12 protein-coding genes and 2 tRNA genes are annotated in these 14401 nt (G+C 50.5%); all 14 read right to left on the reverse strand.

The annotated features are described in order from the left end of the window. Positions 1-24: 24 nt before the first annotated feature. Positions 25-1269, reverse strand: a complete 1245-nt coding sequence (mtr, locus tag D6029_RS09620) for a tryptophan permease (RefSeq protein WP_120064566.1) — start codon at positions 1267-1269, stop codon at positions 25-27. A 159-nt stretch (positions 1270-1428) separates the two neighbouring features. After that, positions 1429-3414 carry a DEAD/DEAH family ATP-dependent RNA helicase gene (locus D6029_RS09625; RefSeq protein ID WP_120064567.1) on the reverse strand — a complete coding sequence of 662 codons (1986 nt, stop codon included), beginning with the start codon at positions 3412-3414 and terminating at the stop codon, positions 1429-1431. Next, the gene (yrbN, locus tag D6029_RS09630) at positions 3407-3484 is read right to left on the reverse strand and encodes a protein YrbN (RefSeq protein ID WP_110510645.1); all 78 of its coding nucleotides are present in this window, start codon (positions 3482-3484) and stop codon (positions 3407-3409) included. Before yrbN ends, D6029_RS09625 begins: the two co-directional genes overlap by 8 nt. 110 nt (positions 3485-3594) lie before the next feature. Then, on the reverse strand, positions 3595-4479 hold the full coding sequence (nlpI, locus tag D6029_RS09635) for a lipoprotein NlpI (protein ID WP_034498810.1): 885 nt from the start codon (positions 4477-4479) through the stop codon (positions 3595-3597). Between the two features lie 117 nt (positions 4480-4596). Then, on the reverse strand, positions 4597-6726 hold the full coding sequence (gene pnp / locus D6029_RS09640) for a polyribonucleotide nucleotidyltransferase (protein WP_120064568.1): 2130 nt from the start codon (positions 6724-6726) through the stop codon (positions 4597-4599). Positions 6727-6971: 245 nt separating this feature from the next. Then, positions 6972-7241 carry a 30S ribosomal protein S15 gene (gene rpsO / locus D6029_RS09645; protein ID WP_002434239.1) on the reverse strand — a complete coding sequence of 90 codons (270 nt, stop codon included), beginning with the start codon at positions 7239-7241 and terminating at the stop codon, positions 6972-6974. Between the two features lie 153 nt (positions 7242-7394). Continuing rightward, the gene (gene truB / locus D6029_RS09650; protein WP_120064569.1) at positions 7395-8339 is read right to left on the reverse strand and encodes a tRNA pseudouridine(55) synthase TruB; all 945 of its coding nucleotides are present in this window, start codon (positions 8337-8339) and stop codon (positions 7395-7397) included. Further along, complete coding sequence (gene rbfA / locus D6029_RS09655) at positions 8339-8743, reverse strand: 30S ribosome-binding factor RbfA (RefSeq protein ID WP_034459684.1); 405 nt, start codon at positions 8741-8743, stop codon at positions 8339-8341. Before rbfA ends, truB begins: the two co-directional genes overlap by 1 nt. A 70-nt stretch (positions 8744-8813) precedes the next feature. After that, positions 8814-11498 (reverse strand): translation initiation factor IF-2, encoded by a 2685-nt coding sequence (infB, locus tag D6029_RS09660; protein ID WP_120064570.1) that lies wholly within the window; start codon positions 11496-11498, stop codon positions 8814-8816. A 24-nt stretch (positions 11499-11522) separates the two neighbouring features. Next, positions 11523-13010 (reverse strand): transcription termination factor NusA, encoded by a 1488-nt coding sequence (nusA, locus tag D6029_RS09665; protein WP_120064571.1) that lies wholly within the window; start codon positions 13008-13010, stop codon positions 11523-11525. A gap of 27 nt (positions 13011-13037) precedes the next feature. Further along, entirely contained in the window at positions 13038-13490 is a 453-nt protein-coding gene (gene rimP, locus D6029_RS09670; RefSeq protein WP_034498954.1) for a ribosome maturation factor RimP, read from the reverse strand. 210 nt (positions 13491-13700) lie between these two features. Next, a tRNA-Met gene (locus D6029_RS09675) sits at positions 13701-13777 on the reverse strand. Positions 13778-13837: 60 nt separating this feature from the next. Beyond that, positions 13838-13924, reverse strand: a tRNA-Leu gene (locus D6029_RS09680). Between the two features lie 45 nt (positions 13925-13969). Then, a complete protein-coding gene (gene secG / locus D6029_RS09685; protein WP_034498820.1) occupies positions 13970-14299 on the reverse strand; it encodes a preprotein translocase subunit SecG in 330 nt (109 codons plus the stop codon). Between the last annotated feature and the right edge of the window lie 102 nt (positions 14300-14401).

Consider the following 14401-nt stretch of genomic DNA (forward strand, 5'->3'; position numbering starts at 1 on the left):
GGGAGAGGGTTGAAAGGCGACAAATTAATGGTAAACCGGCAGTAAATCGAAGCTTGAAAGGATATGAATTGCCGCGTTAGTCACACCGAAGATAAGTATCAGCACGATCATTTTATTCCCGCCCCATACCCGGTAAATCGGACTACCAAACTTTTTGCGCGAAGCTTTTGCCAGAAGCGCCGGGACAATCGCTGCCCAGATAGTCGCTGCCAGCCCGGCAAAACCAATCGCGTAGATAAAACCATCAGGCCAGATAACACCGCCTAACATTGGTGGGATGAATGTTACCAGCGCGGTTTTCAGACGGCCAATCGGTGAATCGTCAAACTTAAACAAGTCAGCCAGATAATCGAATAATCCTAACGTCACGCCCAGGAAGGAACTCGCAACGGCGAAGTTAGAGAAAACAATCAGCAGCAAATCCAGCGCACGACTGTTCAACACACCGCTTAATGCCCCGACCAGCACATCTATATTGCCGCCTTTATCCGCTATGGCAATAAAGTCTGGGCGAGGAATATTCCCCATGCTGCCAACCAACCAGATGACATACAGCACCAGCGCCATCAGCGTGCCCCAAATCAGGCAGCGTTTAATGGTTTGCGGATCTTTGCCGTAATACTTCATCAGGCTCGGCACGTTGCCGTGGTAACCAAACGATGCCAGACAGAAAGGCAGCGTCATGAATAAGTACGGTAGATAACTTGGATTTATAGCTTTGCTATCCAGCAGCGTTGCCGGTTCGACGTGCCACATCAGGCCGCCAAACGTCATAAAGAAGGTAAGAATTTTTGCGCCGAGCACAATCGTCGTCATGCGGCTAACCGCACGCGTGCTCAACCAGACAATAAAGGCGACGACAAAGGCAAAAATCAGCCCGGCAAATCTCGCGGGGAAATCGACCGACATTTTGCCAAGCGTGTGGTGGATAATTGAACCGCTCGCCGAAATATAGGCGTAAGTCAGGATATACAGCACAAACGCGATGGACAGACCGTTAATCAGATTCCAGCCTTTACCCAATAAGTCTTTGGTCACGGTATCGAAACTTGAACCCACCCGGTAATTTAGGTTGGCTTCAAGGATCATCAAACCGGAATGCAACATACAAAACCAGGTCACAACCAGTGCTGCTAACGACCAGAAGAACCACGCGCCAGACATGACCACTGGCAGGGAGAACATGCCTGCGCCAATTATTGTGCCGCCAATAATCATGATACCGCCGAAAATTGACGGCGAGGCCTGGGTGGTCGATAAGGTTGTCATACGAATTCCTGAAACAATGAACGACTGTCGAAGCGACAGGTTTGCTGCGCAACATTGTACCAGTACATGAGTACAATTTGGATAAAAAAAATCCCGGTTTCAATAACCAGGATTTTTATCACTGCCTGCTGACGAGCAGCAGGCATAAACTTCTGCTAATTAAGCTTCGGTAGTACGACGACGAGCTGGAGCTGCGCCATCTTCACGACGTGGGCCACGACCGCCTTCACGACGTTCGCCGCTGAAGCTACGTGGAGCACCAGCACCCGCTGGGCCATCACGACGTGGACCGCGACCGCCTTCACGACGTTCACCACCAGCGCCACCGAAACCACGACCAGCACCGCCGCCACGACGTTCGCCGCCACGGTCAGTACGAGGTTGCGCATCACCCATCAACTGCATATTCATTGGTTTGTTCAGAATACGAGTACGGGTAAAGTGCTGCAGGATTTCGCCCGGCATGCCTTTTGGCAGTTCGATAGTAGAGTGAGTACCGAACAGTTTGATGTTACCGATGTAACGGCTGCTGATATCACCTTCGTTAGCGATAGCGCCAACGATATGACGAACTTCAACACCATCATCACGGCCAACTTCAATGCGGTACAGTTCCATATCGCCAACATCACGACGTTCACGACGTGGTGCATCGCCATCACGCTGTGGACGATCTGAAGCTGAACGCTCTGGACGGTCACCGCGCGGAGCACGATCGCCGCGGTCACCACGTGGAGCACGGTCTGAACGTTCGAAACGCTCATCACGCTCACGGAATTCACGCTTAGGACGCATTGGCGCATCTGGTGGCAGGATCAGAGGACGTTCGCCCTGTGCCATTTTCAGCAGTGCTGCAGCCAGTGTTTCCATGTCCAGCTCTTCATCAGCAACAGGCTGAATTTTTGCCAGTAGGCCACGGTACAGATCCAGATCGCTGCTTTCCAGTTGCTGCTGAACTTTAGCTGCGAACTTGGCCAGACGGCGCTCGCTCAGCAGTTCACGGTTTGGCAGCTCTACTTCAGGAATAGTCAGCTTCATGGTGCGTTCGATGTTGCGCAGCAGACGACGCTCACGGTTCTCAACGAACAGCAGAGCACGGCCAGCACGCCCCGCACGACCGGTACGACCGATACGGTGAACGTAAGATTCTGAGTCCATCGGGATGTCGTAGTTAACAACCAGGCTGATACGCTCAACGTCCAGGCCACGAGCCGCAACGTCGGTTGCAATCAGGATGTCCAGACGACCATCTTTCAGACGCTCCAGAGTTTGCTCACGCAGTGCCTGGTTCATGTCGCCGTTCAGTGCAGCACTGTTGTAACCGCTTTGTTCCAGAGCTTCAGCCACTTCCAGAGTTGCGTTTTTGGTACGAACGAAGATGATCGCCGCATCAAAATCTTCAGACTCAAGGAAACGAACCAGCGCTTCGTTTTTACGCATACCGTGCACAGTCCAGTAGCTCTGGCTGATGTCCGGACGTGTAGTCACGCTTGATTGAATGCGCACTTCCTGCGGATCTTTCATGAAGCGACGAGTAATACGACGAATCGCTTCTGGCATAGTTGCAGAGAACAGAGCGGTCTGATGACCTTCTGGGATCTGAGCCATGATGGTTTCAACGTCTTCGATGAAGCCCATACGCAGCATTTCATCAGCTTCGTCCAGTACCAGACCTTTCAGGCTGGACAGGTTCAGCGTACCGCGCTTTAAGTGGTCAAGCAGGCGGCCTGGGGTACCAACAACGATCTGTGGTCCCTGACGCAGGGCGCGCAGCTGCACGTCATAACGCTGGCCACCGTAAAGGGCCACAACGTTTACGCCGTGCATATGTTTAGAGAAATCCGTCATGGCTTCAGCAACCTGAACCGCCAGTTCGCGGGTCGGTGCCAGCACCAGGATTTGTGGTGCTTTCAGCTCTGGATCAAGGTTGTGCAGCAGTGGTAAAGAGAACGCTGCAGTTTTGCCGCTACCTGTCTGGGCCATACCCAGTACATCGCGGCCAGCCAGCAGTTGTGGAATACACTCTGCCTGGATTGGAGATGGTTTTTCGTAACCCAGATCGTTCAGGGCTTTAAGGATGGAGTCGTTAAGACCCAGGTCGGTAAAAGTAGTTTCGATAGTAGTAGTCTCGATGATATCAGTCATGTAGTACACGTGCCTCGTAGATGGCGGCCAGTCTACATAACTCATCGTGAAATTGACCTGCAATTTTCATTGAAAAGTGTGAACCGGCTCAAATTTGGTTGATTAACGAACAAAAACGCCCTCACCCGTTAAGGTGATGACTTTAATTAAAAAGTTTATGGGCTGATCGATGTTCGTCAGCTATTGCTGGTCCGATTCTGCCAGGTCATCTTGCTCCTGGCCCAAGAGCGCTAATTCCAACAATGCATAACGATGCTCAACGTAGTTGTGTACGTTGTTAGCGACCGCTAACTTGAACAGTGCCGTGGCGCTGTCCTTTTCCCCCAGACTTAGGTAGTACTTACCTAAATAGAAGTTGGTTTCACTGAGATGCTCAGCGAGCGAGGTGTTATCCGTTGCGTCCGCCTCGAGGCGTTCCATTAACGTTTTTTCGTTAATGTTCCCCAGGTAGAACTCGACAATGTTCCATCCCCATTGTTCTTTGTCCGATTTATCGAGGCGCTGTTGTAACGCCACTTTAGCCTGCTTTGCATCTAAATTGCTTTCGGCAATGTAGAGCCACAGACTACGGAAAGGATCATTGGGATCGTCTTGATAAAACGCTAGCAGATCATCTTGCGCTAAACGATAACGACCACCGTAGTAGAGGGCGATACCGCGATTTAAATGCGCATAGTTGTAAGTTGGATCAAGCTCAAGTACAGAATCAAACGCTTCATAGGCAGCATCAAAATTGCCTGCCTGCGTTAAATATATACCTAAGTAATTGAATACTTCAGGCATATCGGGGCGGATCGCCAACGCTTGTGAAAAATCATTTCGCGCCAGAGCCCGCAAGCCAAGGCTATCATACAACACTCCGCGCTCATATAAAAGCTGTGCGCGTTCATCATCGGTTAAAGCCCTGCTGGCAAGTATCTGTTCCATGCGTGCAAGAATGACTTCTTGCTGCAAAGTCGGCTGCAATGGCACCGCCAGGACTTCGCTTTTACGCCAGGCAGAGTTGCTGCATCCTGCCAGCGTGAGAGCTGTCGCAACGAAACACCAGCGCAAAAAAGGCTTCATTTCCCACTCCCGAAGACAACATATTGGATGACGTCCTGTCCGCCGGCCCTAAAACGAGACTCCCTGCCCCGTAATAAATAGCTCCCCATGTTGCCATGGGGAGCTTAATCGGATCGCTTACTCAGCTTCTGGTGCAGCAGGTGCTGCGCTTTCTGCTGGAGACTGCTCAGTTGCTTCTTTGATGCTCAGACGTACACGGCCCTGACGGTCAACTTCCAGTACTTTAACTGGAACTTCTTGACCCATTTGCAGGTAGTCAGTCACTTTCTCTACACGCTTGTCAGCGATTTGAGAAATGTGTACCAGACCTTCTTTGCCGCCGCCGATAGCAACGAATGCACCGAAATCAACGATACGAGTGACTTTACCGTTGTAGATACGGCCCACTTCGATTTCAGCAGTGATCTCTTCGATACGACGAATAGCGAATTTCGCTTTGTCGCCGTCGGTCGCAGCAATCTTAACTGTGCCGTCGTCTTCGATTTCAATGGTAGTGCCGGTTTCTTCGGTCAGTGCACGAATCACAGAACCACCCTTACCGATCACATCTTTGATCTTGTCTGGGTTGATTTTGATTGTGTGAATACGTGGAGCGAACTCAGAGATGTCACCACGTGGTGCGTTGATAGCCTGTTCCATCACGCCAAGGATATGCAGACGCGCACCTTTAGCCTGGTTCAGAGCCACCTGCATGATTTCGCGGGTGATACCTTCAATTTTGATATCCATCTGCAGTGCAGAGATACCTTCACGGCTACCAGCAACTTTAAAGTCCATGTCGCCCAGATGATCTTCGTCACCCAGAATGTCAGACAGAACAACAAAGTTTTCGCCTTCTTTAACCAGACCCATCGCAATACCGGCTACAGCGGCTTTGATTGGCACGCCTGCATCCATCAGTGCCAAAGAAGCACCACATACGGAAGCCATGGAAGAAGAACCGTTAGATTCAGTGATTTCAGACACTACACGCACGGTGTACGGGAAGCGGTCCGCTTCTGGCATAACAGCCAGTACGCCACGCTTAGCCAGACGACCGTGACCAATCTCACGACGCTTCGGTGAACCGACCATGCCGGTTTCGCCTACGCAGTACGGAGGGAAGTTGTAGTGGAACAGGAAGTTGTCGGTACGTTCGCCCATCAACTCGTCCAGGTTTTGTGCATCACGAGCAGTACCCAGAGTTGCTGTAACCAGCGCCTGAGTTTCACCACGGGTGAACAGTGCAGAACCGTGAGTACGTGGCAGAACCCCAGTACGCACATCCAGACCACGGATCATGTCTTTTTCACGGCCATCGATACGCAGTTCACCAGCCAGAATGCGGCTACGAACAACACTTTTCTCGATAGCGTGCAGAATATCGCTTACTTCGCCAGCATCAATGGTTTCGTCTTCTGCAGACAGAGCTGCAGTAACCTCAGTTTTGATAACAGCGATTTGTGCGTAGCGTTCTTGCTTATCAGTAATACGGTAAGCATCGCTCAGGCGAGCTTCAGCAAGAGCAGCAACGCGCGCGTTCAGCGCTTCGTTAGCGGCTTCAGGCTGCCAGTCCCAGCGTGGTTTGCCAGCTTCAGCAACCAGAGAGTTGATGTTCTGGATAACAACTTGCTGTTGTTCGTGGCCAAATACTACCGCGCCCAGCATCTGGTCTTCGCTCAGCAGTTCAGCTTCGGATTCAACCATCAGCACAGCACCTTCGGTACCGGCAACGATCAGGTCCAATTTGCTGGTTTTCAGTTCGTCAGCAGTTGGGTTCAGAACGTATTGGTCATTGATATAACCTACGCGTGCAGAGCCAATTGGGCCGTTGAATGGAATACCTGACAGGCTCAGCGCAGCAGAAGCACCGATCATTGCAACGATGTCTGGGTGAACTTGTGGGTTCACGGAAACAACAGTGGCAATAACCTGAACTTCGTTCACGAAACCTTCTGGGAACAGCGGACGCACTGGGCGGTCAATCAGACGCGCAATCAGTGTTTCGCCTTCGCTTGGGCGGCCTTCACGACGGAAGAAGCTACCTGGGATACGACCAGCAGCGTAGGTACGCTCCTGATAGTTAACAGTCAGTGGGAAGAAGTCTTGACCTGCTTTCGCTTTTTTCTGACCGACTACGGTCACGAATACAGCAGTGTCGTCCATGCTGACCATTACTGCTGCGGTAGCCTGGCGAGCCATCATACCGGTCTCAATAGTGACCGTATGCTGACCGTATTGGAATTTACGGACAATCGGATTTAGCAAAATAATATCCTTAATAAACTTTGGTAGCAGGTGATTGCACTTGCTCCGTTTAACCCGATCCCTATCGCATCCTCGCGACTAATGACAACCCTGACCCGCCCATGCGGATAAAGCCTCTCATTAGCCGCGCGAACCTCTGCAACAAAGATCACACACTGCAACAATACATTAGTTTCCATAGAATTGCTGCCATCTGGTTGAAAAAAGGGGCCTTAAAAGGCCCCTTTTTCTGAAACTCGCAAGACTTAGCGACGCAGACCCAGACGCTCGATCAGGCTGGTGTAACGTGCTACATCTTTACGCTTCAGGTAGTCGAGCAGTTTACGACGCTGAGAAACCATACGCAGCAGACCACGACGGCTGTGGTGATCTTTTTTGTGCTCTGCAAAGTGACCTTGCAGGTGGTTAATCTGTGCAGTCAGCAGTGCAACCTGAACTTCGGTAGAACCGCTGTCGTTAGTACCACGACCAAACTCAGAAACGATTTTAGCTTTAGCTTCAACGCTTAGAGACATTTTGAACTCCAAAATTATAGATAAAAAGTAAGAGTGCCGATCTCTAATTCAGCAACTCCAGTGCACATTCACACCACTGTTAAACAGAGGTTTGAATGTTAAGCCGCGCCATTTTACCTGTAGCAACCTGTTATCGCAAGGCAACTACAAGGGTCAGACGGGATACTCTACAACCAGACGGCGAGGCGCAACGCGTCCATCATCGTCTATTTCAGCCATGCCGATAAATTTACCATCATCACCTTCGGTGACTCGGACAAGCCCTTCTGCTGGTGCACCAGCAACTTGCACCGGTTGCCCATTCTTGAAGTAACCCGCAACAGCAGGTAATAAATTCACGATGGGGAAATCCGACGCGGGACTGTCCATTGGCATCAGCAGTGGATCCAGCAGCACGGATGGCTCAATTTCTTGCGCCTGTGCTTGTTCAAGCAATGCGTTCAATTGCTCAAGCGTCACCATACGTTCCACGGGATATTTACTGACGGCAAGACGGCGCAAGAAAGTCACATGAGCGCCGCAACCGAGTTTCTCACCTAAGTCATCGGTGATAGTTCGGATGTACGTCCCTTTAGAACAGTGAATTTCCAGCTCCAGTTCATTGCCTTCATGACGAATAAACAGCAGTTCGTAGACGGTGATTGAACGGGCTTCACGCGGCACTTCGATACCCTGGCGCGCATATTCATAGAGCGGCTTGCCCTGGTATTTCAGTGCGGAGTACATCGATGGAACTTGCTGTGTTTCACCACGAAAACTATCCAGCGCATCAGCCAGTTCTTGCTCGGAAAACGTTACCGGACGCTCCTGAACTACGGTGCCATCGGCATCAGAAGTATCAGTACGCTGCCCAAGACGGGCGATAACACGGTAACGCTTATCGGAGTCCAGCAGATAACGCGAGAACTTCGTCGCTTCACCGAGGCAAATCGGCAGCATTCCGGTTGCAAGCGGGTCAAGCGCTCCGGTATGACCGGCACGGTTGGCATTATAAATACGCTTAACTTTCTGCAACGCATCGTTGGAAGATAAGCCCTGAGGTTTATCTAACAACAGTACTCCGTGGATATCACGACCACGACGACGAGGACGACTCATTAATCCTCCTTGCTGTCATCCGTATCGTTTACACGGCGCTCATCATCGTTTCTGATGACGTTTGAAACCAGATTCGACATGCGCATACCTTCAACCAACGAGTTATCGTAGAAGAAGGTCAGTTCAGGCACGATACGCAGGCGCATTGCTTTGCCTAACAAAGAGCGAATGTAGCCAGAAGCATCTTGCAGAACTTTGATGCCTTCTTTAACAGCTTGCTCGTCTTTATCGTTCAGGAACGTCACAAAAACTTTGGCATAAGCCAGATCGCGTGACACTTCGACACCGGAAACGGTGGTCATCATGCCCAGACGCGGGTCTTTAATTTCGCGCTGCAGGATGATTGCGATTTCTTTCTGCAATTCCTGGGAAACACGCTGTGGGCGACCAAATTCTTTCGCCATAATAAATTCTCCATACAAATCGGGGGGCGCTCGGCCCCCCTAAAGATATTAGCTATTTGTTCGGCTGATATCAGGCGATGGTACGCTGGATTTCGATGATTTCGAATACTTCGATCACGTCACCAACACGCACATCGTTGTAGTTCTTAACGCCGATACCACATTCCATACCGTTACGAACTTCGTTTGCGTCATCTTTGAAGCGGCGCAGGGATTCCAGCTCGCCTTCATAGATAACAACGTTGTCACGCAGTACACGGATTGGGTTGTGACGTTTGACCACACCTTCGGTAACCATACAACCTGCGATTGCGCCAAATTTCGGTGATTTGAACACGTCGCGAACTTCGGCCAGGCCGAGGATCTGTTGTTTGAGTTCCGGAGACAGCATGCCGCTCATTGCTGCTTTAACTTCGTCAATCAGATGGTAGATGACGGAGTAGTAACGCAGATCCAGGCTCTCAGATTCAATGACACGGCGAGCAGATGCGTCAGCACGTACGTTGAAGCCAACCAGAATAGCGTTAGAAGCAGCAGCCAGTGTTGCGTCAGTCTCAGTGATACCGCCCACGCCTGAACCGATGATTTTAACTTTAACTTCATCAGTAGACAGTTTCAGCAGTGAATCGCTGATCGCTTCAACAGAACCCTGAACGTCAGCTTTCAGCACAACGTTAACTTCAGACACTTCGCCTTCAGTCATGTTGGCGAACATGTTTTCCAGTTTAGATTTCTGCTGGCGAGCCAGTTTAACTTCACGGAATTTACCCTGACGATACAGAGCAACTTCGCGAGCTTTTTTCTCGTCACGAACAACCGTTACTTCATCACCCGCGGCCGGAACACCGGACAGACCGAGGATTTCAACAGGAATAGACGGACCCGCTTCTGCAACTTCACGACCCATTTCGTCACGCATTGCACGAACACGGCCATATTCGAAGCCACAAAGAACGATATCGCCTTTGTTCAGAGAACCTTCACGAACCAGAACAGTTGCTACCGGACCACGACCTTTATCCAGGAAGGATTCGATAACCACACCGCTAGCCATACCTTCACGCATTGCTTTCAGTTCAAGAACTTCAGCTTGCAGCAGGATTGCATCCAGCAGTTCATCAATACCTGTACCTGCTTTAGCTGATACATGGATGAACTGGCTTTCGCCGCCCCACTCTTCTGGCATGATGCCGTACTGAGACAGTTCCTGCTTAACGCGGTCTGGATCAGCTTCTGGCTTATCAATTTTGTTTACCGCAACCACTACCGGCACCTGCGCCGCTTTCGCGTGCTGGATAGCTTCGATAGTCTGTGGCATTACGCCATCGTCTGCGGCAACAACCAGAACAACGATATCCGTTGCCTGAGCACCACGAGCACGCATTGAAGTAAACGCTGCGTGGCCCGGGGTATCCAGGAAGGTAACCATACCGTTGTCAGTTTCAACGTGGTACGCACCGATGTGCTGGGTAATACCACCCGCTTCGCCAGACGCTACTTTAGTAGAGCGAATGTAGTCGAGCAGAGAGGTTTTACCGTGGTCAACGTGACCCATGATGGTAACAACCGGCGCACGTGACTCAGCAACTGCGTCAGTGTCACGGTCGCTCATCAGCGCTTCTTCCAGCTCGTTCTCACGACGCAGGATGACTTTGTGGCCCATCTCTTCGGCAACCAGCTGTGCGGTTTCCTGGTCGATGACCTGGTTAATGGTTGCCATAGCGCCCAGTTTCATCATCGCTTTGATGACCTGAGAGCCTTTAACAGCCATTTTGTTAGCCAGTTCTGCAACAGTCACAGTTTCGCCAATTACGACGTCACGGTTAACTGCTTGTACAGGCTTGTTGAAGCCTTGCTGCAGTGAACTTGGTTTACGCTTGCCTTTACCACCACGAACCGCAGCACGAGCTTCTTCACGGTCAGCTTTAGACTCGCCGTGTTTGCCGCCTTTCTTCTGGCGTGGTGCTTTAGTTGTCGCAGTACGTGCACGAGTACGACCCGCTTCAACTTCACGGTCGTTTTCGTCTTCAGCCTGGCGCGCGTGTTGAGAGGTGGTGACATGGTAATCAGATTTGTCGTCTTCCACTTTCTCTTCTTCCGTCCAGACACCTGCGTTAGCTTCAGCCATTTTACGGGCCTCTTCAGCTACACGGCGGGCGTCTTCTTCTAATTTGCGACGGGCTTCTTCTTCAGCAGCGCGCTTCAGTTCAGCGGCTTCTGCTTCGCGGCGGGCTTTGTCGGCCTGGGCGCTTTTCGTCATATCGTCTTGTTGATTGCTCACTTTGTCTTTTTCCGCAGCTTCACGTTTCGCTTTATCAGCGGCTTCACGCTTAGCTTTATCTTCAGCTTCACGTTTAGCTTTTTCTTGCGCCTGACGATTGGCAGCTTCCTGCGCCTCACGTTGGGCTTGCTCTTCCGCTTCACGCTGCGCCTGTTCTTCCGCGGCAAGACGTTCAGTCTCTTGCGGATCACGTTTCACAAAGGTGCGCTTCTTGCGGACTTCGATTTGTACCGATTTACTTTTCCCACCGGTACCTGGAATGTTTAAAGTACTGCGCGTTTTGCGCTGTAATGTCAACTTGTCTGGCGCAGAACCATGTTCACGGTTCAGGTGCGCCAGTAATGTCTGTTTTTCCTGGGCCGAGACAGAATCATCAGCAGCCTTAGGGATCCCTGCATCAGCAAATTGCTGTACCAGGCGGTCCACGGAGGTCTGAATCTCTGCGGCCAGCGCTTTTACGGTTACATCTGTCATGCTGTTCCTTCCTGCTACAGTTTATTACGCTTCGCCGCCAAACCAGCAGATATTGCGAGCAGCCATGATCAATTCACCGGCTTTCTCGTTAGTCAAACCTTCAATATCTGACAGATCGTCGACACCTTGCTCAGCCAGGTCTTCCAGCGAGCTCACACCGCGTGAAGCGAGTTTAAAGGCCAGATTGCGATCCATACCTTCGAGGTTCAGCAGATCCTCTTGAGGTTTGTTATCGCCCAGGCTTTCTTCCTGCGCCAATGCCAGTGTGGTGAGGGCGTTTTTGGCGCGATCACGTAATGCTTCCACTGTATCTTCATCAAGGCCATCAATTTCCAACAGCTCTTTCATCGGCACGTATGCCAGTTCTTCGAGAGTGGAGAAACCTTCTTCGACCAATACAGTAGCGAAGTCCTCGTCGATTTCGAGGTATTTGGTAAAGGTATCAATGGCCGCATGTGCTTCAGCCTGATGTTTGGCTTGCAGGTCATCAACAGTCATTACGTTGAGTTCCCAGCCACTTAGCTGTGCAGCCAGGCGTACGTTCTGACCGTTACGTCCGATCGCTTGTGCCAGATTGCCTGCCTCTACCGCGATGTCCATTGTATGTTTGTCTTCGTCAACAACAATGGAAGCCACGTCTGCTGGGGCCATAGCATTGATAACAAATTGTGCAGGGTTATCATCCCACAGCACGATATCAATACGCTCACCACCCAGCTCAGTAGAAACAGCCTGAACACGCGCACCGCGCATGCCAACACAAGCACCTACTGGGTCGATACGCTTATCGTTGGTTTTCACGGCGATTTTCGCACGAGAACCAGGATCACGCGCAGCAGCTTTGATTTCAATAACTTCTTCGCCAATTTCCGGCACTTCAATGCGGAACAGTTCGATCAGCATTTCAGGCTTGGCACGGCTAACAAACAGTTGAGCGCCGCGAGCTTCCGGACGAACTGCGTAAAGCACACCGCGAATACGGTCGCCTGGACGGAAGTTTTCACGCGGCAGCATATCTTCGCGAAGAATCACAGCTTCAGCGTTGCTACCGAGATCAAGAGAGATGTTTTCGCGGTTAACTTTCTTCACGACACCAGTGATGATTTCACCTTCGTGCTCACGGAACTGATCAACTACCATTGCGCGTTCAGCTTCACGTACTTTTTGTACGATAACCTGTTTTGCAGTCTGTGTAGTGATGCGGTCGAAAGTTACAGATTCAATCTGATCTTCAACATATCCGCCAACATTCAGCTCTGGATCTTCGAATTGAGCTGCATCAAGGGTGATTTCACGCGTCGGTTGGGTAACTTCTTCTACAATGACCCAACGGCGGAAAGTATCAAAGTCACCACTTTTGCGATCGATGCTAACGCGTACATCAATCTCTTGTTCGTATTTTTTCTTGGTCGCTGTTGCCAATGCACTTTCCAGCGCTTCGAAAATCTTCTCGCGCGGCAGTGATTTTTCGTTGGAAACTGCTTCTACAACAGCCAAAATTTCTTTGTTCATCCTGGGTTTTCACCTCAATCCAAACTATTAAAAGTGGGGTACCAGGTTCGCTTTCTGGATGTTGCTCAGCGCGAACACTTCATCTTTACCTTCCACCGTAACCGTGATCATCTCACCTTCTACGGCTTTAATAATACCCTGCCATTTACGACGGTTTTGCACAGCCATTCGCAACACAATGCTCACTTCTTCGCCGGTAAAGCGAACGTAATGCTCTGCGGTGAACATTGGGCGATCCAGGCCAGGTGAGGAAACTTCCAGGTTGTAAGCGACAGTGATTGGGTCTTCGACATCCAATACGGCACTTACCTGGTGACTGACATCAGCACAATCATCAACATTGATGCCAGCTTCACTATCAATATAGATGCGCAGCGTAGATTGGCGACCTCGAACGAATTCGATTCCGACTAATTCATAGCCCAGCGCCTCAACCGGTGCTGAAATCATCTCTGTTAATTTTTGCTCTAATGTGGACAAGCCCACCCCCAAGAAATAAAAAAAGGGCATATAGCCCAGTTATTCTGCAGTCAGATAACAAAAAACCCCGATAAATCGAGGCTTTATATAACTGAACCCTGTACACCGCGATTGCGGCCCGGACAACATCCAGGAGAATTTTTTTCTAAATTCTTCGCGAGGCACCAACTGGTGTTCACAGTATATTTGAAAAAGAACTCTCAGGGAAAGTGGTTGCGGGGGCCGGATTTGAACCGACGACCTTCGGGTTATGAGCCCGACGAGCTACCAGGCTGCTCCACCCCGCGTCCGAAAACGTGGCAAATATTACGCCGATATTGCATAAAATGCAAGAAATGCAGATATTTTGGTACCGAGGACGGGACTTGAACCCGTAAGCCCAATCGGGCACTACCACCTCAAGGTAGCGTGTCTACCAATTCCACCACCTCGGCACTTTGTGTACGGCAATCATTTCTTACCGTACTGAAGCTTACTACTTACTGCGGGATATCGCTGCTCGGCTTGGTAGGTGCCGCTGGCTGTGACTCAGTTTTTGTTGGCTGAGTTAAATTATCCCACACACTTCCTTTATCGGTTTTGTTGGTATTGAGGTTACCCAGTACCAGGCTGATGATAAAGAACAGCGTTGCTAACACAGCGGTCATACGGGTCATGAAGTTACCAGAACCGTTAGAACCAAACAGCGTAGCGGAAGCGCCTGCTCCGAAGGAGGCTCCCATATCAGCGCCTTTACCTTGTTGCAGCATGATAAGACCTACAAGGCCCAGGGCTACAATAAGGAAAACAACTAAAAGAGCTTCGTACATAATCAACCTGTTCCTTGCGGGATTACCGCATACCAAAGCTTCAAACCAGTCAAGCGGATACGTTTAAGTTTACCCACTGAAGCGGGTGAGAATACTAACCAA

Source organism: Buttiauxella izardii (genome assembly GCF_003601925.1).
GTDB classification, from domain to species: Bacteria; Pseudomonadota; Gammaproteobacteria; order Enterobacterales; family Enterobacteriaceae; genus Buttiauxella; species Buttiauxella izardii.

Bases quoted from the DNA above. Each gene is read 5' to 3' on its own strand.
- mtr (WP_120064566.1), bottom strand. From the start codon at position 1,269: ATGACAACCTTATCGACCACCCAGGCCTCGCCGTCAATTTTCGGCGGT.
- D6029_RS09625 (WP_120064567.1), bottom strand. From the start codon at position 3,414: ATGACTGATATCATCGAGACTACTACTATCGAAACTACTTTTACCGAC.
- yrbN (WP_110510645.1), bottom strand. From the start codon at position 3,484: ATGAAAATTGCAGGTCAATTTCACGATGAGTTATGTAGACTGGCCGCC.
- nlpI (WP_034498810.1), bottom strand. From the start codon at position 4,479: ATGAAGCCTTTTTTGCGCTGGTGTTTCGTTGCGACAGCTCTCACGCTG.
- rpsO (WP_002434239.1), bottom strand. From the start codon at position 7,241: ATGTCTCTAAGCGTTGAAGCTAAAGCTAAAATCGTTTCTGAGTTTGGT.
- truB (WP_120064569.1), bottom strand. From the start codon at position 8,339: ATGAGTCGTCCTCGTCGTCGTGGTCGTGATATCCACGGAGTACTGTTG.
- rbfA (WP_034459684.1), bottom strand. From the start codon at position 8,743: ATGGCGAAAGAATTTGGTCGCCCACAGCGTGTTTCCCAGGAATTGCAG.
- infB (WP_120064570.1), bottom strand. From the start codon at position 11,498: ATGACAGATGTAACCGTAAAAGCGCTGGCCGCAGAGATTCAGACCTCC.
- nusA (WP_120064571.1), bottom strand. From the start codon at position 13,010: ATGAACAAAGAAATTTTGGCTGTTGTAGAAGCAGTTTCCAACGAAAAA.
- secG (WP_034498820.1), bottom strand. From the start codon at position 14,299: ATGTACGAAGCTCTTTTAGTTGTTTTCCTTATTGTAGCCCTGGGCCTT.